The organism is Stenotrophomonas sp. FW305-C-20-S1 (genome assembly GCF_058783335.1).
The window spans coordinates 21,979-43,535 of sequence record NZ_JBYTEK010000033.1 but is presented as its reverse complement, the minus strand read 5'-3'; the positions used below and the strand labels follow the sequence as shown (position 1 = coordinate 43,535).

Sequence of the window (21,557 nt, the reverse complement as noted above, 5' to 3'; positions counted from 1 at the left end):
GTCAGGTTCCGTCGCTTATCAGGAAAATGGCGTACACGTTTTCGGTGTAGGTGATGGGGCCGGCTTCGATGGATTCGGGCAGGCGCGAGCCCGTGGTCTCGATGCTGTTCATCGGCGCCTCGGGCGAGGGCGGCGAAGGCGGCGTCACCAGATCGCCGCTGCTGGGCCAGCTGCCTGCCTGGATGCCGTAGGCGAAGTTCGGCGCCACATCGGAAATGCTGTAAAGACCGCGCAGCTGGGTGCCGTAGGCCTTGGCCAGGCCCTGCGCGGACTCGCGGGTCTTGGCTGCGGCCTCGCCCTTGAGTTCACGGCGCAGCGCCACCTCGCCCGAGTACGTCGGGGCCAGGCTGCTGACCTGTACGTTTTCATTGGCCTTCAGCGCACCCAGCACATCCTGCATCGCCTTCACGCTGGCAAAGCTGGCGCGCAGCTGGCGTGACACGCGCGTACCGATGAAGACCTGCCGGCTCTGCTCATAGCGCGTGGCGGGGCCGATGCGCAGGTTGTCCGCGCGCACGCTGCCGTCCACCGCTTTGTGCTGCTTGAACAGCGCCAGCACGCGGGCGACGTTGTCCTGCACGCGGCGACGCGCGGCATCGGCATCCATATCGGTCTCTTCGATGTTCAATTGCAGGCCGAACCGGTCCGGCATCACCGTTCGCGCGCCCTCGCCCTTCACCAGCAGGTGCGGCTGCGAGGGAATGGTGTTGGCCTGCGCCCAGGCAGACGGGGCCATCGTGGCCAGCAGCGACGACCACAGCAATGCGCTCAGCAGCTTCATGCGGTACTCCTTGTCTTGAACGGAAACAGCGAGGGGTGCTGCGGCGCAGGCCACAGCACGGGGAAACTCACAGGCCCTTGGCGGCCTGGGCGACGGCACGGAACAGCGCGCGGCCCTTGTTCATCGTCTCGTCCCATTCCTTGTCCGGGTCCGAGTCGTAGACGATGCCGGCGCCGGCCTGCACGTACAGGCGGCCGTCCTTGATCACGGCGGTGCGGATCGCGATCGCGGTATCGGCATCGCCGTGCCAGCCGATGTAACCGATGCTGCCGGCGTAGACATTGCGCTTGATCGGTTCCAGTTCGCGGATCACTTCCAGCGCGCGGATCTTCGGCGCGCCGCTGACCGTACCGGCCGGGAAGGTGGCGCGCAGCACGTCGGCGTAGCTCAGGCCCGGCTGCAGCTGCCCGGTCACTTCGCTGACGATGTGCATGACGTGGCTGTAGCGTTCGATCACGAACTGCTCGCCCACTTCCACGGTACCGGCTTTGGACACGCGGCCGGCGTCGTTGCGGCCCAGGTCGATCAGCATCAGGTGCTCGGCGCGTTCCTTCGGATCGGCCAGCAGCTCGACTTCCAGCGCCTGGTCCAGTTCCGGCGTGGCGCCGCGCGGGCGGGTGCCGGCGATCGGGCGCACGGTCACTTCACCGTCCTGCAGACGCACCAGGATTTCCGGCGAGGAGCCGACCACCTGCAGGTCGCCGACATCGAGGAAATACATGTACGGCGACGGATTCAGTGCACGCAGCGCGCGATACACATCCACCGGGCGCGCCTTGAACGGCACGCTCAGGCGCTGGCTGAGCACCACCTGGAAGATGTCGCCGGCACGGATGTACTCCTTGCTGCGCTGGACCGCATCGACGAAGCCTTCGCGGGTGAAACCGGAAACGAAATCGGACTCGTCCAGCACGTCGCTGGTGAGTGGTGCCGGATAGCCGGCACCCGGCGCGCGCAGCCTGGCCGCCAATGCGTCCAAGCGCGCTTGGGCCTGTTCAAAGGCGCCCGCTTGGCGCGGATCGGCATGCACGATCAGGTACAGCCGGCCCTTCAGGTTGTCGAACACCGCCAGCTCATCGGAGTGCAGCAGCAGGATGTCCGGAGTGCCCAGTTCGTCGCGGCCGGCCGGCGATGCCAGGCGCGGCTCGATGTAGCCGATGCACTCGAACCCGAACCAGCCGACCAGGCCACCGGTGAAGCCCGGCAGGCCTTCCAGCTTCGGCACCGAGTGAGCACTGCGCAGCGCCTCGACCTCGGCAAACGGATCGGCCACCTCGCGGGTTTCCACCACCTGGCCGTCCTCGCGCACCGTCAGGGTGTGGCCGTGGAAGGCGTACACGCGACGTGCCGGCAGGCCGATGATCGAGTAACGACCAAAGCGCTCGCCGCCTTCGACGGATTCAAACAGGTAGGTATTGGGGCCGTCGGCGAGCTTCAGATAGACCGAAAGCGGCGTGTCCAGGTCGGACAGCACTTCGCGGACAACGGGAATATGGGTGTGGCCTTCAGCGGCCTGCTGCTGAAACTGAGCGTGCGAGATCAAGACGACTTTCCTTCCGGGACACAGCGTTATGGGGACGGACGACGGCAACAGGCCACCATCGCCACCAACGGCGTGCGGAAGAAAGGGTATGCGGGGTCGTCAGGCTGGACACCCAATGACTGTATCGCAGCTTTGGCCGCAGGGAAACCCTTTGGCGACGGGCGGTTTGCGCCGCCCTAGCCCATCCGCCGTGCCTGTTCCTGGGTCTCGTGCACCTGCTGCTGGGCCAGCGACACCCCCTGCGCCTGCTCGCGAGTGGCATTGATCGCGTCCATCTGGGCGGTGCTCGCGCTCAACGGCTGGGCCATGCCCGCCGCCACTTCGACGTGGGCATGGCGACGGTGCGCGGCGTTCAGGTCGGGCGTATCCACCGCGAAGGCGCGGCTATGGTCGTCGCTGAGCACCACGTGGGAAATGGACTCCAGCCCCTCGCGCCTGGCCTGCACGGCCAGTGCGCCGGCGAGCTGGTCGCTCTGCAGGTCAGGCACCCGGTTGTGGGCGCGGTCCAGCGCGTGGACCCCGGTCTGGGCACCCACAAACAGGGGGTTGCCGGCATGGGAGGGATGGTCGATGCCGATCACCTGCGCCGAGGGTTCGGCGGCAGGATGGACGTGCGGGGGCTGCTCGACCAGTTTCCGGGCGGCGGCCTCCTGCTTGATCAGTTCCGAGTCCAGGCTGGGGATGACCGTCGGATCCATGCCATGGCGAGCGGTCGCCTCACTGAAGGCCGGCATCATTCCGCGGATGACGCGTTCGGACTTGTCGAGGTTGTGCAGCTTCGCTGCGTCCAACGCCAGGTTGCCGGTCGGCAAGTGGGTCGCAGCAGCAGCCCCGATGCCCACCGCAGCACCACCTACCGCGGACAGGGTGATCGGCGCCTTGTCGGTAATGCCCTTCACATGGGAGGCCACCAGGTCATAGCCGCGGTCAACATGGGCGCCGGCGGTGGCGAACCCGTTCTGCAGCTTGCCAGCGACCCATTGGCCGTCGTGGTTGATGGCGGCGGCCACGCGCTCGCCCGCCGCGCGCGTGCCTGCTGCATCGGCAAGGGCCTGTTTCGTCGCATGCTGCGCATGTTGCTCGCCGTGGTCACCGACGTCTTCGGCCTGCCTGGCAAGCCTGCCGGCGAGGTTGTCCGCGCCCACCCGGCCAGCGACCCACGATAGTGCGGAGAGGCCATGGGAGCGGGTCTGCGATTCGACGCGGTGCAGGGTGGATTCGATGCTTCCGGTCAGTTCGCGCCCCGAAGCAACCACCGTGCTCGTCGCCCGGGTACCCAACTGCAGGCTGGCCGAGCCCATGTTCACCACCTGGCCGATGACCATGCCTTCGGTCTTCAGCACACGCTCGACGCCATCGCCCGTTCTGTCCAGCACCTGGGCAGTGGCAGCGCCCGCCCGCTCGACCTGCTCGCCGGCCAGGCGACCGCTACGCATACCGTAGGCCGTGGCATGCAGGACAGTGGACAACGGCCCCGCCAGTTCCGCCACCTGGCTGGGCGGCGCCACGTGCGGGCGATCGACGAGTGCCCCTTGCGCATCGCGGGTCTTGGGCTCAAGCAACAATTCCAGACGCCCTGCCGCGAGCGGAATATCGCGCAGCGCCTGCTGGCCCGGCTGGCTCGCCAGTTGTTCGATGAACTGTGCGGCGGAGGTCTGCGCCCCCGGGGGCAGCATCTCGCGCAGCTTTTCACCGACGACCTTCTGCATGGCCGGATCCTTCAGCACCATGCCCAGCTCGTTGGCAAGCACGCCGTAGCCACGACGTTGCTGCTCGCTCAAGCGGTGCATGCCGTTCTGCACATCGTTCAGCACTTCACCGGCGGTCTGGTAGGTATGCACGGTCTGCTGCGTATCGAAGGTCGGCAGGCCGTTGTCCTTGGCGAAACGCGCCGGGGTGGCCGGATGCAGGCCGGCGGCGTTGAACGTTGTGGCACGTGCGCCGGTGACTGCGGACGCGGCGGACGCCATGCCGCCACCGAGGGAGTGACCGGCGATTTCGAAGCCACCGGGGCGCTCCTGATTGACGATGGAGGCAAGACGCATGGCGCGATCGTAGTAATCGCTGCGCATGCCGATGCCCTGCTGACCGTTGTTGAGGAAATCCTCGCCACCGGATTCGCGCCGTCCACTAGGCGAAGACGGATCGACAATTTGCCCCGTAGAGCCCTTGTACACGATGACGGGCTTCGCATCCTCGCCTAGAACGCGCTTGTCAGGGAGATAGATTTCAGCGCGAAACCCAGAGTACCTGGGCTGCAGCAACTCTTTTAGATCGTCATTCGAGATGTCGATTCCAGCGGCACGAAGTGCGGCTGGATCGCTGCTAGCACGCGCCCAGCCAACCGGCGCCTGGCCCTCATGATTCGCGGCTCGATACACATCAGCCGCCAGGCCTGACATTTCACGAGCGTGATACGTCTCTTGGAGACGATCCGCCTCCTTGTCATTCCCACTTTCACGCAGTTTCTCAACAAGAAGATTCTGTTCCTGGACGGCGCGCGAGCGCGCCTCAACGTCTGCACCACTCATGGCAAACTCCATTGCACTATGAAAGCCGCGTATCTCGATCCGCGAGACTTATGGATTATCAGAACATTTTGCTAATGTCACGTCCTCACCGGTTCAACAGGAAGACCATGTCCGTCGTTCTTCACAACATGACGACAAAGCTGCTCATTTGCGTGGCATGGGTCGCACTTCTCCTGGCTACGGGCTGCTCCGTCTCCTCCGCACACGGGGCCAGCGACTACTTTGACGGCGGGGCATTGCGACTCGCCATTGCCGCCGAGCATGGCGACGTCGAATCCATCCAGCGCCTTATCAAGGATGAAAAAATCGATCCGGATAAAACATTCTCCAATCGGGATGGCATTCCGTTGATCGCGTGGCCCCTGCGAGCCCGCAACATTGAAGGGCTCAGGGCATTGTTGGAGGCCGGCGCAGACCCCAATGCGCGCGAGTCAAAGCAGATGAATGGAGAACTGATCAGGTTCGACAACGCGATGGTCTACGCGGCCAAGATGGATGACCCGCGCTACCTGGAGCTTCTGCTGAAACACGGCGGAAACCCCAATACGCGAAACGTCAACAACGAAACGTTGCTTCTGCAGGCCTTCCTCAGCGGAAATCAGTGGAAAAATGTGCAGGTCCTGGTGGAAAACGGAGCGAACATCAATGAGTCCAGCCTGAAAAGCCTGGGCGATGACACGGTCCTGAGCTGGTACACGACGCGAGGCGGCTTCGACTACGCATACTGGCTGCTGGAACATGGTGCTGATCCAGCGATTGCAAAGCCGGAAGGGTCCAGCCAGCCTGGCCGGCAGAAGATGGTCGAGGACATCTACTGGGAAATCACCACGCCGGACAACCTGCCGTGGCAGAAGAAATGCCAGCAATGGCTGGCTGAGCGCAACATCCCCCGCCCGCCGATGCCCGAACATATCCGCAGGAAGCGCGAGGCCTTCAAATTCCCAAGCAAGGAAGAAGACATTCCGCTGCTCTGATTCCTGTCTCAGCTGCCGTAAAGCAGCACGCAGTCATCCGGCAGATGCATCCGCACCCTGCCCGCCACGCAGTCGATGCGGAAGCGGCGTGCCTGCACCGGTTCGCCGTCCAGGTTCAACGTCAACGGCTGCGGTGCGTCGATCTGCAGCCACGGCAGCTGCGCGCGCGTGGCGACACGTTCCAGCGCCGCCTCCTTGCCGCCGGTCAGCATCTGCCCAAGGGTGGCTGCGACTTCACCCTCCAGCTCCGGCACCACGGTGACATCCAGCAGGCCGTCATCGATCAGTGCCTGCGGGCACAGCTGCTGGCCACCACCGGCCTGACGGCCATTGCCGACGCCCAGTGCGATGAACCCGCCTTCCCACTGGAAGTCCGGCCCGCTCAGGCGTGCGGTGATGGGTTCGATGCGGCCGAGCTTGGCGATGCCGGTGATGACATAGGCCAGTCCGCCGAGCATCTTCTTCAAGCCGGCATCGGTTTCCACCGTGACCTGGGTACCGAAGCCACCGCTGGCGAGGTTTGCGCACCACCATGGCTTGCCGTCGGCATCGACGCGCAGCAGGTCCATCGGGCGTGGGTGGCCGCCGGCAATCAGCGCGAAGGCCTCCTGCGGCTCCACCGGAATGCCAGCAGCGGTGGCGAAATCGTTGGCGGTACCCATCGGCACCAGCGCCAGCGAAGGCAGCGCCTCAGCCGGTTCGTCGCGATGGGCCAGCGTCTCGGCCACCGCGCTCAGCGTTCCGTCGCCGCCGGCCGCCACGATCACGTCCACGCCGTGGTCGATGGCCTCGGCGACATAGCGCTCGGCATCACCATCTTCCCAGGTCACCCGCACTTCCAGCTGCACGCCGCGTTCGCGCCAGTGGCCCACGGCCTCGCGCAGGTCATCGTTGCCTGCGGACTTGCCGTTGAGGATCAGGCGCCAGCGCGGTGTGCTCATGCGGTGCTTCCAGGGAAGGGCGGCACAGGCTAGCAACCGCGCGTTCGGGGCCAGTGAAAGGCAGCGGCCACCGTTCAGGTCAGGGCGCTGGACTCGCCCGTGCGCCATGTCACGCAGGTGTCATCGGCCACCGGGAGAATGGAAGGCCATAGCAGGGACGACGGATGGAGGCAGGATCAGCCTCCCACGCATGCAGCAAGGCCACGCCAGCGTTTGGCGTGGCTTTTTTTTTCGCTGCGCGGCGCTGCATATCGGCTTACAGGTAAGCCTCGATGGGACCGTGCAGGAGGCAGCTGTCGAAGGCATCGATGCTGCACAACATCGCTTCATCAATTGCGTACTCCTGCAACAGAAGGTTGAGCGCCGGAATTCCGGTCACGAACCTGCGTTCCACCCGGGTCTGCGCGTCCTGCATGGCGTAGTCGTAGTCGAAGCCATAGGCGGTCTCGGTGAAGTGTGCGGCCTGGGTGATCATGCGCAGCTCGTAGGTGTCTTGTTCGCCGGGAATGACATGGGCGAAGCAGCGCAACCCGGTGTCCACCGAAGCCAGCTCCGCTGCCAGCGCCCATCCCTTTTCAAGCGCCGCGAATGGCCGCGGTGGCGGTGATGGGTGGCGGCGACGCCAAAGCATCATGGCGCGTTCCACGTCATGGCCAGCGGCCTGCAGCTCGATGGCGGCCTCGGCGACCCCCAACCCTGTGCGGTGCCCGTAATCGGCCACGAGCTGATCAACCACCAAGGCGTGCGCCTGTGACAGGTCACCGCCGGCAGCCTCCAGCGCCTGCCTGCAGACGGCAATCGAGGCCGGCAGCCGCTGGCGGAGTGCGGCAATGGCGTATTTCATCGGCACACCAGTCACCAGGACACGGCCTACCCGGCGAATGCCTTCAGCGCCTCACCTTCCAGCCGGTACACCGTCCACTCGTCCTGCGGTCTGGCGCCGGCTGCGGTGTAGAACTCGATGGCCGGCGTGTTCCAGTCCAGCACTAACCATTCGAAGCGACCACAACCTTCAGCTACCGCCTGGCGGGCGATGTACTTCAGCAGCGCTTTGCCCGCGCCGGAGCCGCGTTTTTCCGGGCTCACGTACAGGTCTTCCAGGTAGATGCCCTTGCGCCCCAGCCAAGTGGAATAGCTGTAGAAATACACCGCGTAGCCGATGGCTTCACCGTTGGCCTCGCAGACCAGCGCGCGGGCGGTGGCGTCGGCGCCGAACAGGCTTTCGGCGATGCCGATCTCGTCGGTCTGCACCGAATGCTCGGCCTTCTCGTAGATCGCCAGTTCACGGATGAACCGAAGGATCAGGCCGGCGTCGGCGACGGTGGCCGGGCGGATGTTCAACAGTGCCATGGGCGAAGAGGGAACGGAGGGAATTGAACGAGCTTAATCCCCTCCGTCCCCTTTTTGTCAGCGTGCCGCAGCGACATTGGCGCGCATCTGCGCGATCACGTCCTGGTAGCTGGTCTTGGCGTTGAAGATGGCCGAGCCGGCGACGAACGTGTCGGCGCCAGCGGCGGCGATCTCGCCGATGTTGTCGGCCTTCACGCCACCATCGATCTCCAGGCGGATGTCACGGCCGCTGGCATCGATCTTCTGGCGCACCACGCGCAGCTTGTCCAAGGCCGACGGAATGAAGGCCTGGCCGCCGAAGCCCGGGTTGACCGACATCAGCAGCACCAGGTCGAGGTCGTCCAGCACCCAGTCGAGGATGTCCACCGGGGTGGCCGGGTTGAGCACGATGCCCGGCTTGCAGCCCAGCGAGCGGATCAGCTGGATGGTGCGGTGCACGTGGCGGCTGGCCTCCGGGTGGAAGCTGATGTAGGTGGCACCGGCCTCGGCGAAGTCCGGGATGATGCGGTCGACCGGCTCGACCATCAGGTGCACGTCGATCGGCGCGGTGACGCCGTGCTTGCGCAGCGCCTGGCAGACCATCGGGCCGATGGTCAGGTTGGGCACGTAGTGGTTGTCCATCACATCGAAATGGACCCAGTCCGCACCTGCGGCCAGGACGTTGTCGACTTCCTCGCCCAGGCGGGCGAAGTTGGCCGAGAGGATGGAAGGAGCGATGAGGCAGTTGGACATGGCCGGGGCCTTCGGAACGGGGAAAGGGGTCTCCCGCCCGCAGGCGGGGCAATGGGGTCAGCGCTTGCGCAGGGTCTTGATGCGGTCGTAGGCGGCGTTGATGCGCCGCGACTTCTGCTCGGCCTGCTGCTGCAGCTCGGGGGCGGCGCCGCCCAGCTTGTCGGGGTGGTACTGGGAGATCAGCTTGCGGTAGGCGCGCTCGATCTCGGCATCGGTGGCCTCGGAGGTCAGCCCCAGCTCGCGGTACGGGTTCTCCTTGTTCAGGCGGAACCAGTCGCTGTCGAAGGCATGCCCCAGCAACAGGCCGACCACCGCGCCGAACAGCGGATTGGGCCGGAACAGCAGGGCGCCGGCGATGAATCCGAGCAGTTTTCCGTACCAGCGCATGGCGCTCCGGGGTCGGCCGACGAAATGGACGCTCATTTTACGTCACAGCGGGCCCGGACCGCTTTACACTAGGCCGCCCGCTGACCAGTTGCGGGCCCGCCGGGTCCCCTGGGCAGCCGTCTCGACGAAGCCCCAGGAGTGCCCGTGCCAACCACGCTGTTGCAATCCGATCTCCCCGGCCTGCCCTTGCGCCACCGCGGCAAGGTGCGTGATGTGTTCGATATCCCGCGCGAGCGACTGCCGGCCGGTACCCCACCGGGGGACTACCTCTTGATGGTCGCCACCGATCGCCTGTCGGCGTTCGATGTGGTCCTGCCCGACCCGATCCCGGGCAAGGGCGAGATGCTCTGCCAGGTGTCCAACTTCTGGTTCGCCAAGACCGCGCACCTGATGCCCAACCACCTGACCGGCATCGATGTGGCCAGCGTGCTGCCCGAGGGCGTGGACGCGGCCCTGTACGCCAAGCGCGCGGTGGTCACCCGCAAGCTGAAGCCGGTACCGGTGGAAGCCATCGCCCGTGGCTACCTGATCGGCAGCGGCTGGAAGGACTACCAGCGCACCGGCAAGGTCAGTGGCATCGAGCTGCCCGACGGCCTGCGCCAGGCCGAGCAGCTGCCCGAGCCGATCTTCACCCCCTCGACCAAGGCCGCCGTTGGCGACCATGACGAGAACATCGACTTCGACGCGATGGTGAAGACGGTCGGTGCGGAAATGGCCGAGCGGGTGCGCGACGCGACGCTGCGCATCTACAAGTTCGCGGCCGATTACGCACGCGAGCACGGCATCATCCTGGCCGACACCAAGTTCGAGTTCGGTACCGACGCCGACGGTCGCCTGTACATCATGGACGAGATGCTGACGCCGGATTCCTCGCGCTATTGGCCTGCCGATGAGTACGAAGTGGGCACCAGCCCGCCGAGCTACGACAAGCAGTTCGTGCGTGACTACCTGGAGACGCTGGACTGGGGCAAGACCGCCCCGGGCCCGAGCATCCCGGCGGAGATCATCGAGCGCACCCGCGCCAAGTACGCCGAGGCGCTGCAGCGCCTGGCCGGGATCAGCGTCGACTGATTCCCCTGCGCCCCCGGCCCGCGTGGCGGGGGCGTTCTGAGCGCTAGTGCCGGCCGCTGGCCGGCAACCCCGGCGAAACTGCAGCCAGGCATGGCCTGGCTCTACTGGCGGTTGGTAATGCAGGCCGCTGGCCTGCAACCCCGCGAACCTGCAGCCAGGCATGGCCTGGCTCTACTGGCGGTTGGCAGTGCCGGCCGCTGGCCGGCAACCCCGGCGAAACTGCAGCCAGGCATGGCCTGGCTCTACTGGCGGTTGGTAGTGCCGGCCGCTGGCCGGCAACCTCGGCGAACCTGCAGCCAGGCACGGCCTGGCTCTACTGACGGTTGGTAGTGCCGGCCGCTGGCCGGCAACCCCGCGAACCTGCAGCCAGGCACGGCCTGGCTCTACTGCCGGTTGGTAGTGCCGGCCGCTGGCCGGCAACCCCGGCGAACATGCAGCCAGGCATGGCCTGGCTCTACTGCCGGCCCCGCCCGGGGTATGCTGGCCACATGCAGACCAGCACCCAGCTTGCGCGTCCGATCGACCGCTATTTCGCCAGCTACTCCGACGACCACCGCAATGTGGTCAACCAGCGCATCCACGTGGTGGCGGTGCCGGCGATCCTGTGGTCGGTGGTGGCCCTGCTGTGGTGCGTGCCGCCGCTGATCACCTGGTTCCAGTACGGCATCTGGTCGGCGTTCGCGATGTTCAGCGCGTGGTGCTTCTACAACAAGCTGTCGCGTCCGCTGGGCATCGGCATGCTCATCCAGTTCTTCGTGTTCGGCTGCCTGTGCCGGCTGCTGGAAGCGGAAATCGGCCTGCACAACCTGCGCTCGCTGGCCATCGGCGTATTCGTCGTCGCCTGGATCGCGCAGTTCATCGGCCACAAGTTCGAAGGCCGCAAGCCCAGCTTCCTGACCGACCTGACCTACCTGCTGATCGGCCCGGCGTGGGTGATGGCCAAGGCCTATCGCAAGCTCGACTGGCGTTACTGACCAGCGTCGCCGCGTCGACGCCTTCGTTTCCTGAACGGGCAGATCCCGTCACCGACACTGCACGGCGCGCCTGCCAGCCTGCCGCGGTGACCTCCTCACTTTGCCCCGCCCAGCGGCGGCGGTCCCTGTGCGACAGGGGCTGCGCTGTCCCTGCGTGGGCGTAGGGTGGACCTGCCCACCGGGTCCTGATGGGTCATCCGCGCGGCATGCTGCATCGCAGAAAAAATGAATCAGCGCACGTTACATGCAATTGATCGCTGTTCAATGGGTTTCGGCGACATTTGGCAGCCTGTTATGCTCCCTGACCTGCTCGTGAATCATGGATTCCCTGCATGCTCCCCAGCCTGCCCCTGCTGCTGGCCCTGCCGTTCCTCATGGCAGTGGCTGTCGCAGCCTTCCCCCGTAGTTCGCGCTCGACTGCTGCCTGGCTGGCGGCGCTGGCGCCGTTGGGCGGGCTGGCGATCCTCGCCTGGCTGACCCCATCGGTGCTTGATGGCCAGGTGGTGCGCACGATGGTGCCGTGGCTGCCGCAGATCGGCCTGGACTTCACCCTGCGCCTGGATGGCCTGGCCTGGATGTTCGCGGGGCTGGTGCTGGGCATCGGCGCGCTGGTGGTGCTGTATGCGCGCTACTACCTCAGCAGCCAGGACAACGCGCACCGCTTCTATACCTACCTGTTGCTGTTCATGGGCGCCATGCTGGGCATGGTGCTGTCGGGCAACCTGTTGCTGCTGATGGTCTTCTGGGAAATGACCAGCATCAGCTCGTTCCTGCTGATCGGTTTCTGGTCGCACCGCCAGGACGCGCGCGAGGGCGCGCGGATGGCGCTGGTGATCACCGGTGGCGGCGGCCTGGCGCTGCTGGCCGGCGTGCTGCTGATCGGCCGCATCGTCGGCAGCTTCGACCTGGACGTGGTGCTGGCCGCCGGCGAGCAGATCCGCGCCAGCGCGCTGTACCCCTATGCCCTGTTCCTGGTGCTGGCGGGCATCTTCACCAAGAGCGCGCAGTTCCCGTTCCACTTCTGGCTGCCGCATGCGATGGCCGCGCCCACCCCGGTGTCGGCCTACCTGCACTCGGCCACCATGGTGAAGGCGGGGGTGTTCCTGCTGGCGCGCCTGCATCCGGCATTGGCCGGCAGCGATCTGTTCTTCTATACGGTCAGCGGCATCGGTGCGATCACCCTGCTGATCGGTGCCTGGAACGCGATCTTCCAGCATGACCTGAAGGGCCTGCTGGCCTATTCGACGATCTCGCACCTGGGCCTGATCACCCTGCTGTTCGGCCTGTCCACGCCGATGGCGGTGGTCGCCGGCGTGTTCCACATCATCAACCACGCCACCTTCAAGGCCTCGCTGTTCATGGCCGCCGGCATCATCGACCACGAGACCGGCACCCGTGACATGCGCAAGCTGGGTGGCCTGCGCAGGCTGATGCCGTTCACCAGCGCGCTGGCGATCATCGCCTCGCTGGCGATGGCCGGCATCCCGCTGCTCAACGGCTTCCTGTCCAAGGAAATGCTGTTCGCCGAAGCGCTCTCGGCGGGCGGCACCGACACCATGCGCACGGCGGTCTCGATCGCCGCGCTGCTGGCCGGTGTGTTCGGCGTGGCCTACAGCCTGCGCTTCGTGCACGACACGTTCTTCGGCAAGGGCCCGCATGGACTGGACCGCGTGCCGCACGAGCCGCCGCGCTGGATGAAGGTGCCGGTGGAGATCCTGGTGGTGATCTGCGTGGCGGTGGGTATCGCCCCGGCCGTGACCGTGGCCCCGGTATTGCACGCGGCAGCCGCCTCGATCCTCGGCAGCGCGATGCCCGAGTACAACCTGTCGATCTGGCATGGCTTCAACCTGCCGCTGGCGATGAGCGCCGCTGGCGTGGTCGGTGGCGTGGCCCTCTACTTCGGCCTGCGCAAGCTGATCGATCTGCACGCGGTAACCAACACCACGCCGGGACGCAACGTCTTCCACCACCAGCTGGACCTGCTGTCGGCCGGTGCGCAGCGGTTGACCGCCGGCATCGCCAACGGCAGCCTGCAGCGCATGCTGCTGGGCCTGGTGCTGGTGGCGATCGTGGTCGCCGCCGCGCCCTACATCGCCAACCCGGCCTCGCCGGAATGGACCAGACCGCAGCCGATACCGCTGCTGGGCTGGGCATTGTGGCTGGTGATGATGTCCTGCGCGGTGGCGACCCTGCGCATGTACAAGCAGCGCCTGCTGGCCGTGCTGCTGGTCGGCGGCGTCGGCCTGATGGTGGCGCTGACCTTCGTGTTCCTGTCCGCACCGGACCTGGCGCTGACCCAGCTGCTGGTGGAAATGGTGACCCTGGTGCTGATGCTGCTGGGCATGAACTACCTGCCGGCACAGTCCGGCCCGGAGCGGCCGCGCTGGCGCAAGCGCCGTGATGCGCTGATCGCGATCGTGGCCGGTGCCGGCCTGGGCGCGCTGGCCTACAGCGCGATGACCCTGCCGCCGAACACCATGGCCGGCGAGCTGCTTGCCCGCGCCCTGCCCGAGGCGTACGGCCAGAACGTGGTCAACGTGATCCTGGTCGACTTCCGCGGCTTCGATACCTTCGGCGAGATCACCGTGTTCGGCATTGCCGCACTGGTCGTGCATGCGCTGCTGCGTCGCACGCGGATGGCGCCGGAGCAGATCATGCCCGGTCCGCCGATCAAGCTGCCGGTGCCGGCCGATCTGGCCCAGATCATGTTCCCGCTGACCCTGACGGTCTCCATCTTCCTGTTCCTGCGCGGCCACAACGCGCCAGGCGGCGGCTTCATCGCCGGCCTGGTGCTGGCGGTGCCGCTGCTGATCCAGTACGTGATCCAGGGCACCGCCTCGGTGGAGTCACGCTTCGGCTTCGACTACATCCGCTGCATCGGTACCGGCCTGCTGATCGCCATCCTCAGTGGCGCCGCGTCGATGCTGTTCGGCGTGCCGTTCCTGACCAGCGGCCACCTGGACCTGCACCTGCCGTTGATCGGCGATGTACCGCTGGCCAGCGCGATTGGTTTTGATATCGGCGTGTACCTGGTGGTGTTCGGTGGCGCGATGCTGATGCTGTCGATGATGGCCACCGTCAAACCCTCGCGGACGCGCACCGCGCGCAAGGGCGAGATCGACCTGCAACGCCGCTCGGCACGAACGGGGGAGATGCACTGATGGAACTGGCCCTGGCCTCTGCGATCGGCGTGCTGACCGCCATCGGCATCTACCTGCTGCTGCGCGCGCGCAGCTTCGATGTGATCCTCGGCATGACCTTCCTGTCCTACGCCACCAACCTGCTGATCTTCGCCGGTGGCCGCGTGGTGCAGGGCAAGGCGCCGGTGCTGCAGGAAGGCGTGGAAAGCCACCTGGGCAATTACACCGATCCGCTGCCACAGGCGCTGGTGCTGACCGCCATCGTCATTGCCTTTGCGATGACCGCCGTCAGCATCGTGCTGGCCATGCGCAGCCGCAGCGACAACCACAGTGACCACGTGGACGCGCACGAGCCGGACGACGATGCACCGCCGCGCCGGGGCGAGGACCGCGCATGAATCATCTGGTGATCCTGCCGATCCTGGTACCGCTGCTCGGCGCTGCGCTGTCGCTGTTCGTCGAACACCGCCGCTATGGGCCGAAGGTGCAGCGCGCCGTGGCGTGGACCGCGCTGGGCGCGCTGGCGGTGGTGGTCGGCCTGTTGTTCGCCGACACCGCTGGCGGCGACATCCGCGTGTACCTGCTGGGTGACTGGCCGTCGCGCCTGGGCATCGCACTGGTGGCCGACCGGCTGTCGGCGTGGATGCTGCTGACCACCCTGCTGCTGGCCATCCCCTGCCTGCTGCATGCGTGTTCGGGTTGGGACCGGCGCGCACCGCACTTCCATGCGCTGTTCCAGTTCCAGCTGGTCGGCCTCAACGGCGCCTTCCTGACCGGCGACATCTTCAACCTGTTCGTATTCTTCGAGGTGATGCTGATCGCCTCCTACGGCCTGCTGCTCAGTGGCGGCCGTGGCCTGCGCATGCGCATCGGCCTGCACTACGTGGTGTTCAACGTCACCGCCTCGACCCTGTTCCTGATCGCACTGGGCCTGCTGTACGCCTCGCTGGGTTCATTGAACATGGCCGAGCTGTCGCAGCGCATCGCCGAAGTGCCGCCTGCGCAGCTGACCCTGGTGAAGGCGACGATGGGCCTGTTGCTGCTGGTGTTCTGTGCCAAGGCCGCGCTGATGCCGCTGTACCTGTGGCTGCCCGAATCGTATGCGCGTGCACCGGCTGCGGTGGCGGCACTGTTTGCGATCATGACCAAGGTGGGCCTGTATGCCGTGCTGCGCATCCAGATGCTGTGGTTCGGCGAGGATGCGGGGGCGATGGCCGGCTACGGCCGCGACTGGCTGCTGTGGGCCGGCGTAGCGACGCTGGTGCTGGGCGGCCTGGGCGCGTTGGCCGCCGCACGTCTGCGAGTGCTGATTTCGTATCTGGTGATCGTCTCGGCGGCCACGTTGTTCATCGCCTTCTCGGTGGGCACGCCTGAGGTGCTGTCGGCCGGCCTGTACTACCTGCCGCACAGCAGCTTCGTCGCCGCCGCACTGTTCCTGGTCGCCGACCTGATCCGACGCCGCCGTGGCGGCGCCAGCGACCGCAAGGAAGTGATCGCACCGATGCCCGGCAAGGAGACCCCGGCCGTGCTGTTCCTGATTGCGGCGGTGTCGGTGGCCGGCCTGCCGCCGCTGTCCGGCTTCCTGGCCAAGGCCGCGCTGTTGGCCGGCATGCCGGCGCAGTACACCGGCGCGGTGTGGACCGCAGTGCTGGTCAGCAGCCTGCTGGTCATCATGGGCCTGACCCGCGGCGGCATCCGCCTGTTCTGGCGCGTGCCGCTGCCCGATCCCGATGCACCGCCACCGCGCAAGGCACCACTGCGCCGTGTGGAGCTGTTCGCCGCCTGCATCCTGCTGGCCTACGGCATCGGCATGACCTTGTTCGCTGCCCCGCTGATGCAGCACACCGACGCCATCGCCACCCAGCTGCTGCAGCCGGGCGACTACGTGCAGCAGCTGCGCGCGACCACGCCGGAGATCCGCCAGCCATGACCGCCAAGCGTTCCCCGATCCGCCGCCTGCTGCCCTCGCCCGCGCTGAGCGTGATGGTGGTGGTGTTCTGGCTGTTGATGTCCGACAGCTTCACGCTCGGCCAGTTCCTGCTGGGCCTGCTGCTGGGCGTGGTCATTCCGCTGTTCGCCGCGCGCCTGGACCGCGAGTTCGCCCGCATCGGCACACTGCGGCCGCTGCCGAAGCTGCTGTTCGTGACCTTGTGGGACATCCTGATGTCCAACATCCGCGTGGCCATCCAGGTGCTGGGCCCGGAAAAGAACATCCACCCCGGTTTCATCTGGCTGCCGCTGGACATCGCCAACATCCACGGCATCGCCGCGCTGACCAGCATGATCACCCTGACCCCCGGCACGGTGTCGGCCGCCCTCAGCGACGACCGCAAATTCCTGCTGGTGCACGTGCTGCACCTGGAAGACCCGCAGGAGCTGATCGACACGATCAAGCGCCGTTATGAAGCCCCGTTGATGGAGATCTTCCCATGACTGGATTCCAGATCATCCAGACCACCCTGGTGGTGTGCATGCACGTGGTCGGCCTGGCCATGCTGCTGGCCACCTGGCGCCTGCTGCGCGGACCGACCGTGCCCGACCGCATCCTTGCACTGGATACGCTGTCGGTGACCGCCATCGCCGAGCTGATGCTGTTCGGCATGTACCTCAATTCGGCGATCTACTTCGAGGCGGCACTGATCATCGCCATGCTCGGCTTCGGCAGCACCGTGGTGCTGAGCAAGTTCGTGCTGCGCCGGGACATCGTCGAATGATCACCTTCATCCAGATCGCGCTGTCGATCCTGCTGCTGTTCGGCTGCTTCTTCATCCTGGTCGGCGCACTGGGCCTGGTGAAGCTGTCCACCTTCTTCAAGCGCCTGCACGCACCGACCAAGGCCAGCACGCTGGGCGTGGGCTGCGTGCTGGTGTGCTCGGTGTGCTACCACATCTTCCTGGGCCAGGACCCGCAGCCGCGCGAGCTGCTGATCACCGTGTTCCTGTTCATCACCGCACCGATCAGCGCGCACCTGATGGCCAAGGCCGCACTGTCGCTGCTGATGGAAACGCGCCCCAGCCTGCCGGGCAACGAGCGTGCCGAAGACGAGCAGCTGCCCCCGCCGGAACCGGAGCGGGAAGAGGAAACCACCGCGCGTTGACGGTGGGTGCCGACCGTTGGTCGGCACGACCCCGGATAACCGCCAGTAGAGCCAGGCCATGCCTGGCTGCGAGTTCGCCGAGGTTGCCGGCCAGCGGCCGGCACTACCTCAGACCGGTGTGACCAGCGCGATTTCCAGCCCCAGCCAGGCCACGAACGCGCCCAGCAGCACCGCACCTTCGATGCGGCTGATGCGCAGGTCGCCGCGCAGCATCGGGTACAGCACCAGTGCGAAGGCCAGCACCGCCGGCAGTTCCAGGCGCACGAACGAGGCTGGCAACGCCAGCGGCTGCAGCAGCCCCATCGCACCGATCACCAGCATCAGGTTGACCACGCTGGAGCCGAGCACGTGGCCCAGCACCATGTCGCCGTGACCACGGCGTGCTGCCGCGACCGCGGCCGCCACCTCCGGCAACGCAGTGCCGATCGCCACCGGCAGCAGACCCACCAGCAGCGGCGTCCAGCCCAGCGCGGCGCCGAAATCAGCGGCGGCACCGACCACCAGGCGCGCGCCCCAATACAACGCCAGTGCGGCAACCAGCAGGCGCAGCACGTTCAACGGCAGGCTGGTGCGGCTCAGGGCCGACTCGGCAATGATCGCCTGTACCTCGGCGCTCTCATGGCGTCCGCGACGCAGCAGCAGGAACTGCACCACCACGAACCCGGCCACCAGCACGCCGGCCTCCCAGCGCAGCAGGCGGCCATCGAGCCCGAACACGATCAGCAGCAGGCCCGCGGCCAGCAGCCCCCACCACAGCACGGCCTGCAGGCGCGCGCGCAGCAGCAACGGCGCGACCATCGCGGCCACCGCCAGGGTCAGGCCGAGGTTGACCACGCTGCTGCCGACGGCATTGCCCCAGGCCAGCTCCGGCTGGCCCACCACCAGCGCGCGGGCGTTGACCGCCAGCTCCGGCAGCGAGGTGGTGATACCCAGCAACAGCAGGCCTGCGGTGAATGCACTGGCGCCGAAACGCTGCGCCAGGCCGGACACGGCTTTGACAATGGAGTCCCCACCCAGGGCCAGCAACAGCAGGCCGAGCAGGAACCAGGCAATGGCAATAGCGATCATCGGGCGCTCCCCAGCGGTCGTGGCGCGATTCTACGCTCGGCCCACCCGCGGCGGGTGAGCCGAGGATGGCCGATCAGCCGCAGCCTTCGGCGTAGTCCACCTGCGGGGTCCTGCCGACCCGCCAGGCGCCGACCTTGCCGTCAGCGCCGAGGGAGAAATCGATGATCGCCGCCCCCTCCTGCGCCGGGCGCACGCGCAGGTGCTGGGCCTTGTCGTCGTATTTGTCCGGGCCGACGTCGGCGCGCTCGGGATAGAGCACCTGCAGCTCGCCCAGGGTCATGCCGACCCGGCCGCCACCGGGAGCGACGATGGACGGGCTGCGTACGTCGTAGCGGACCAGCTTGCGCGCCTCGAACATCAGGCGCGGGTCTTCGGCCCCCTGCGGGCGCAGGAAGTAGCAGCCTTCATTGGCATCGTCGGCAGGCAGCGGCTTGCCAGTGGCGTCGGTACCCAGACCCTGCAAGGGGGTGCCGAAGCCACTGCGGACCTCGGCGATGCCTGCGCCCAGCGTGGCGCCGCCGAAGCCATCCAGGCGTGCCGGGCTGTCGCTGCGCGGATCCACCGGCGAAGCGGTGGCCAGATCGGCGTCGGCGGGAACGGAGGCATCCTTCGCCGGTGCGGTGGCCGCGGGCGGCGCTGCCGGTGCGGCGGTGTCGGGACTACGGTTGCAGGCGGCCAACGACAACAGCAGCAGGCCGGCCATCGGGAGATGCTTCATCGGTGCGGATCCTTGGCACAGGGTGGGTGCACGCTACCGCAGCCGGCGTGCAGGCGCTGCATTGTCATCGCGGTTTCATCGCCCTCATTCAGGCTGGGCGAGCACCGACTTGGCTGTCCTCCCCATGCAACCGCGCAAGACCGACCTCGCCCGAACCGCGCTGCAGGCCCACCGCGCACCGCTGGACATGCGCCAGCGACGCCTGCTGATCCTGTGTGATGGCCAGCGCAGCATCGCCGAGCTGACCGCACTGCTTGGGCGGGACGCGGCAGCGATGGTGATCCAGCTGATCCAGAGCGGCTACCTGGTGACCGCTGCGGACGCACCCGCCTCCACGCCACCTGCGCCGGTTGCGATGGCGGCTCCGCTGGCGCCGTCAGTCACTGCCGCTTCTGCGGCGCCAGTCGAGCGCCGCCGCTCGCTGGTCGCCGCGCGCATCTATGTGCTGGGAATCCTGGAGATGCAGCGGCATCCCAACGCAGCGGCGCTGTTCCGCGACCTGCAGCAGGCGCGTGCCGAAGGCGAGGTGCTGCGGGTGATGCAATCGGCGCTGCAGGTGCTGCCGGCGCTGACCTCGGAAGGGTACTGCCAGCGCGTGCGGCAGCGGCTGATGGAGGCGCTGCCGGTGGAGCATTGCAGCGCGTTCGCGGCCATTGCCTGAACCGGTGAACAGCATCCACGCATGGCGTGGATCTACTACATCACGTGCCCGGATGGATCCACGTTACGCGTACACGCGATATCGCGCTTCCCGGTAGATCCACGCCATGCGTGGATGCGATATCGCGCTTTCCGGTAGATCCACGCCATGCGTGGATGCGGTATCGCGCTTCCCGATAGATCCACGCCATGCGTGGATGCGGTATCGCGCTTTCCGGTAGATCCACGCCATGCGTGGATGCAGACGATCAACGGAAATTGTTGCGCAGGCCGTTCCAGCACTGCTGGTAATCGCCCTGCCGGTGGCTTGCTGCCAGCGCCTGCGCGGTCGGGCGGATCACCCCACGGGTCTCGAACATGAAGGCCATGGTGTCCTTGATCACATCCGGCTTGGACAGATCCGCATTGGAGGCCTTGTCGAAGGTCGGGGCATCCGGACCGTGGCCGCTCATGCAGTTGTGCAGCGACGCACCGCCCGGCACGAAGCCTTCGGCCTTGGCGTCGTAGGCACCATGCACCAGGCCCATGAACTCGCTGGCGATGTTGCGGTGGAACCACGGCGGGCGGAACGTGTTCTGCGCCACCAGCCAGCGCGGCGGGAAGATCGCAAAGTCCATGTTGCTGGTGCCCGGGGTGTCGCTGGGCGAGTGCAGCACCAGGAAGATCGACGGATCCGGGTGGTCGTGGCTGATCGAGCCGATGGTGTTGAAGCGGCGCAGATCATAACGGTACGGCGCGTAGTTGCCGTGCCAGGCGACCACGTCCAGCGGCGAATGATTGATCGGCGCACGCCACAGGCGGCCGTCGAACTTGGCAATCAGTTCGAAATCGCCGTCGACGTCTTCGAACGCGGCATGCGGAGTCTCGAAATCGCGCGGATTGGCCAGGCCGTTGGAACCGATCGGGCCAAGGTCGGGCAGCTTCAGCAGTGCGCCGAAGTTCTCGCAGATGTAGCCGCGGCTCGGGCCATCCGGCAGCTCGACGCGGAAGCGCACGCCGCGCGGAATCACCGCGATCTGCTGCGGTTCGATCTCGATCACGCCCAGCTCGGTCAGCAGGCGCAGGCTGCCCAGCTGCGGCACGATCAGCAGTTCGCCGTCGGCGTCGTAGAAGTAGCGGCCGACCATGTCACGGTTGGCCGCGTACAGATGGATGCCGACACCGGCATGCGCGTCGGGCGAGCCGTTGCCGCCCATCGTGTACAGGCCTTCGACGAAATCGGTGGGCAGTTCCGGCAGCGGCAGCGGGCTCCAGCGCAGCTGGTTAGGCGAAGCCGGCTGCGCACTGAAATCGCACTGCAGCTGCGATTGCGCAAAGGGAGTGAACTCACCGTGGGTAACCGCCGGACGGATCCGGTACAGCCAGCTGCGGCGATTGCTGCCGCGCGGTGCGGTGAATGCGGTACCGGTCAGCTGCTCGGCATACAGGCCATGGGCCACCTTCTGCGGCGAGTTCTGGCCGACGGGCAGCGCACCGGGCACGGCCTCGCTGGCGAACTCGTTGCCGAAACCGGACTGGTAGCCGCGGGCGGTGATGGAGGGAGACATGGGGGTTCCTGGAAGCCTGGGGAAAGCCGCCGGGCATGGCCCG

At 66.7% G+C, this 21,557-nt stretch carries 21 protein-coding genes; 10 read left to right on the top strand and 11 right to left on the bottom strand.

Translation table 11 applies throughout. The features are described 5' to 3' along the window. Position 1: 1 nt before the first annotated feature. The 3 genes from AC3WTC_RS16085 to AC3WTC_RS16075 form a co-directional block, all read right to left on the bottom strand. A complete protein-coding gene (locus AC3WTC_RS16085; protein ID WP_080149680.1) occupies positions 2-781 on the bottom strand; it encodes an SIMPL domain-containing protein in 780 nt (259 codons plus the stop codon). Positions 782-848: 67 nt separating this feature from the next. Beyond that, entirely contained in the window at positions 849-2,324 is a 1,476-nt protein-coding gene (trpE, locus tag AC3WTC_RS16080; protein WP_099785640.1) for an anthranilate synthase component I, read from the bottom strand. Between the two features lie 176 nt (positions 2,325-2,500). Further along, the gene (locus AC3WTC_RS16075; RefSeq protein ID WP_492711921.1) at positions 2,501-4,855 is read right to left on the bottom strand and encodes a Tle-like phospholipase domain-containing protein; all 2,355 of its coding nucleotides are present in this window, start codon (positions 4,853-4,855) and stop codon (positions 2,501-2,503) included. A gap of 107 nt (positions 4,856-4,962) precedes the next feature. On the opposite strand from AC3WTC_RS16075, the gene AC3WTC_RS16070 reads away from it, so the two are divergent. Next, positions 4,963-5,829 (top strand): ankyrin repeat domain-containing protein, encoded by an 867-nt coding sequence (locus tag AC3WTC_RS16070; protein ID WP_258954245.1) that lies wholly within the window; start codon positions 4,963-4,965, stop codon positions 5,827-5,829. 8 nt (positions 5,830-5,837) lie between these two features. Here AC3WTC_RS16070 and yegS read toward each other — a convergent pair whose 3' ends face one another. The 5 genes from yegS to AC3WTC_RS16045 all read right to left on the bottom strand — a co-directional run bounded on the left by yegS (position 5,838) and on the right by AC3WTC_RS16045 (position 9,239). Beyond that, complete coding sequence (gene yegS / locus AC3WTC_RS16065; RefSeq protein WP_492711919.1) at positions 5,838-6,770, bottom strand: lipid kinase YegS; 933 nt, start codon at positions 6,768-6,770, stop codon at positions 5,838-5,840. A 256-nt stretch (positions 6,771-7,026) separates the two neighbouring features. Continuing rightward, entirely contained in the window at positions 7,027-7,629 is a 603-nt protein-coding gene (locus AC3WTC_RS16060) for a hypothetical protein (protein WP_492711918.1), read from the bottom strand. Between the two features lie 11 nt (positions 7,630-7,640). Beyond that, on the bottom strand, positions 7,641-8,120 hold the full coding sequence (locus AC3WTC_RS16055) for a GNAT family N-acetyltransferase (RefSeq protein WP_492711916.1): 480 nt from the start codon (positions 8,118-8,120) through the stop codon (positions 7,641-7,643). A 57-nt stretch (positions 8,121-8,177) separates the two neighbouring features. After that, the gene (gene rpe / locus AC3WTC_RS16050; protein ID WP_025874606.1) at positions 8,178-8,852 is read right to left on the bottom strand and encodes a ribulose-phosphate 3-epimerase; all 675 of its coding nucleotides are present in this window, start codon (positions 8,850-8,852) and stop codon (positions 8,178-8,180) included. 57 nt (positions 8,853-8,909) lie between these two features. Next, a complete protein-coding gene (locus AC3WTC_RS16045; protein WP_107232903.1) occupies positions 8,910-9,239 on the bottom strand; it encodes a J domain-containing protein in 330 nt (109 codons plus the stop codon). A 144-nt stretch (positions 9,240-9,383) separates the two neighbouring features. On the opposite strand from AC3WTC_RS16045, the gene AC3WTC_RS16040 reads away from it, so the two are divergent. The 8 genes from AC3WTC_RS16040 to AC3WTC_RS16005 all read left to right on the top strand — a co-directional run bounded on the left by AC3WTC_RS16040 (position 9,384) and on the right by AC3WTC_RS16005 (position 17,521). Beyond that, positions 9,384-10,310, top strand: coding sequence for a phosphoribosylaminoimidazolesuccinocarboxamide synthase (locus AC3WTC_RS16040; protein WP_032976644.1), 927 nt, complete (start codon positions 9,384-9,386; stop codon positions 10,308-10,310). Between the two features lie 488 nt (positions 10,311-10,798). After that, positions 10,799-11,284: an Mpo1 family 2-hydroxy fatty acid dioxygenase gene (locus AC3WTC_RS16035; RefSeq protein WP_025874603.1), complete on the top strand. Its 486-nt coding sequence runs from the start codon at positions 10,799-10,801 to the stop codon at positions 11,282-11,284. 332 nt (positions 11,285-11,616) lie between these two features. After that, a complete protein-coding gene (locus AC3WTC_RS16030; RefSeq protein WP_032976643.1) occupies positions 11,617-14,445 on the top strand; it encodes a monovalent cation/H+ antiporter subunit A in 2,829 nt (942 codons plus the stop codon). Continuing rightward, positions 14,445-14,822 carry a Na+/H+ antiporter subunit C gene (locus AC3WTC_RS16025; RefSeq protein ID WP_025874601.1) on the top strand — a complete coding sequence of 126 codons (378 nt, stop codon included), beginning with the start codon at positions 14,445-14,447 and terminating at the stop codon, positions 14,820-14,822. The genes AC3WTC_RS16030 and AC3WTC_RS16025 overlap by 1 nt, the downstream gene beginning before the upstream one ends. Further along, the gene (locus AC3WTC_RS16020) at positions 14,819-16,354 is read left to right on the top strand and encodes a monovalent cation/H+ antiporter subunit D (protein WP_025874600.1); all 1,536 of its coding nucleotides are present in this window, start codon (positions 14,819-14,821) and stop codon (positions 16,352-16,354) included. Before AC3WTC_RS16025 ends, AC3WTC_RS16020 begins: the two co-directional genes overlap by 4 nt. Continuing rightward, positions 16,351-16,857 (top strand): Na+/H+ antiporter subunit E, encoded by a 507-nt coding sequence (locus AC3WTC_RS16015; protein WP_025874599.1) that lies wholly within the window; start codon positions 16,351-16,353, stop codon positions 16,855-16,857. Before AC3WTC_RS16020 ends, AC3WTC_RS16015 begins: the two co-directional genes overlap by 4 nt. Then, positions 16,854-17,138: a K+/H+ antiporter subunit F gene (locus AC3WTC_RS16010; protein ID WP_025874598.1), complete on the top strand. Its 285-nt coding sequence runs from the start codon at positions 16,854-16,856 to the stop codon at positions 17,136-17,138. Before AC3WTC_RS16015 ends, AC3WTC_RS16010 begins: the two co-directional genes overlap by 4 nt. Continuing rightward, positions 17,135-17,521, top strand: coding sequence for a Na+/H+ antiporter subunit G (locus tag AC3WTC_RS16005; protein ID WP_025874597.1), 387 nt, complete (start codon positions 17,135-17,137; stop codon positions 17,519-17,521). The genes AC3WTC_RS16010 and AC3WTC_RS16005 overlap by 4 nt, the downstream gene beginning before the upstream one ends. A 108-nt stretch (positions 17,522-17,629) precedes the next feature. Here the strand turns inward: AC3WTC_RS16005 and AC3WTC_RS16000 are convergent, their stop codons facing one another. Both AC3WTC_RS16000 and AC3WTC_RS15995 read right to left on the bottom strand, forming a co-directional pair. Next, positions 17,630-18,589 carry a sodium:calcium antiporter gene (locus AC3WTC_RS16000; RefSeq protein WP_492711914.1) on the bottom strand — a complete coding sequence of 320 codons (960 nt, stop codon included), beginning with the start codon at positions 18,587-18,589 and terminating at the stop codon, positions 17,630-17,632. Between the two features lie 73 nt (positions 18,590-18,662). Continuing rightward, complete coding sequence (locus AC3WTC_RS15995) at positions 18,663-19,307, bottom strand: hypothetical protein (protein WP_492711913.1); 645 nt, start codon at positions 19,305-19,307, stop codon at positions 18,663-18,665. Positions 19,308-19,431: 124 nt separating this feature from the next. Here AC3WTC_RS15995 and AC3WTC_RS15990 point away from each other — a divergent pair, with 124 nt between their 5' ends. Continuing rightward, positions 19,432-19,968 (top strand): hypothetical protein, encoded by a 537-nt coding sequence (locus AC3WTC_RS15990; RefSeq protein WP_492711912.1) that lies wholly within the window; start codon positions 19,432-19,434, stop codon positions 19,966-19,968. 247 nt (positions 19,969-20,215) lie between these two features. On the opposite strand, the gene hmgA is transcribed toward AC3WTC_RS15990, so the two are convergent. Beyond that, entirely contained in the window at positions 20,216-21,514 is a 1,299-nt protein-coding gene (gene hmgA / locus AC3WTC_RS15985) for a homogentisate 1,2-dioxygenase (protein ID WP_032976636.1), read from the bottom strand. Between the last annotated feature and the right edge of the window lie 43 nt (positions 21,515-21,557).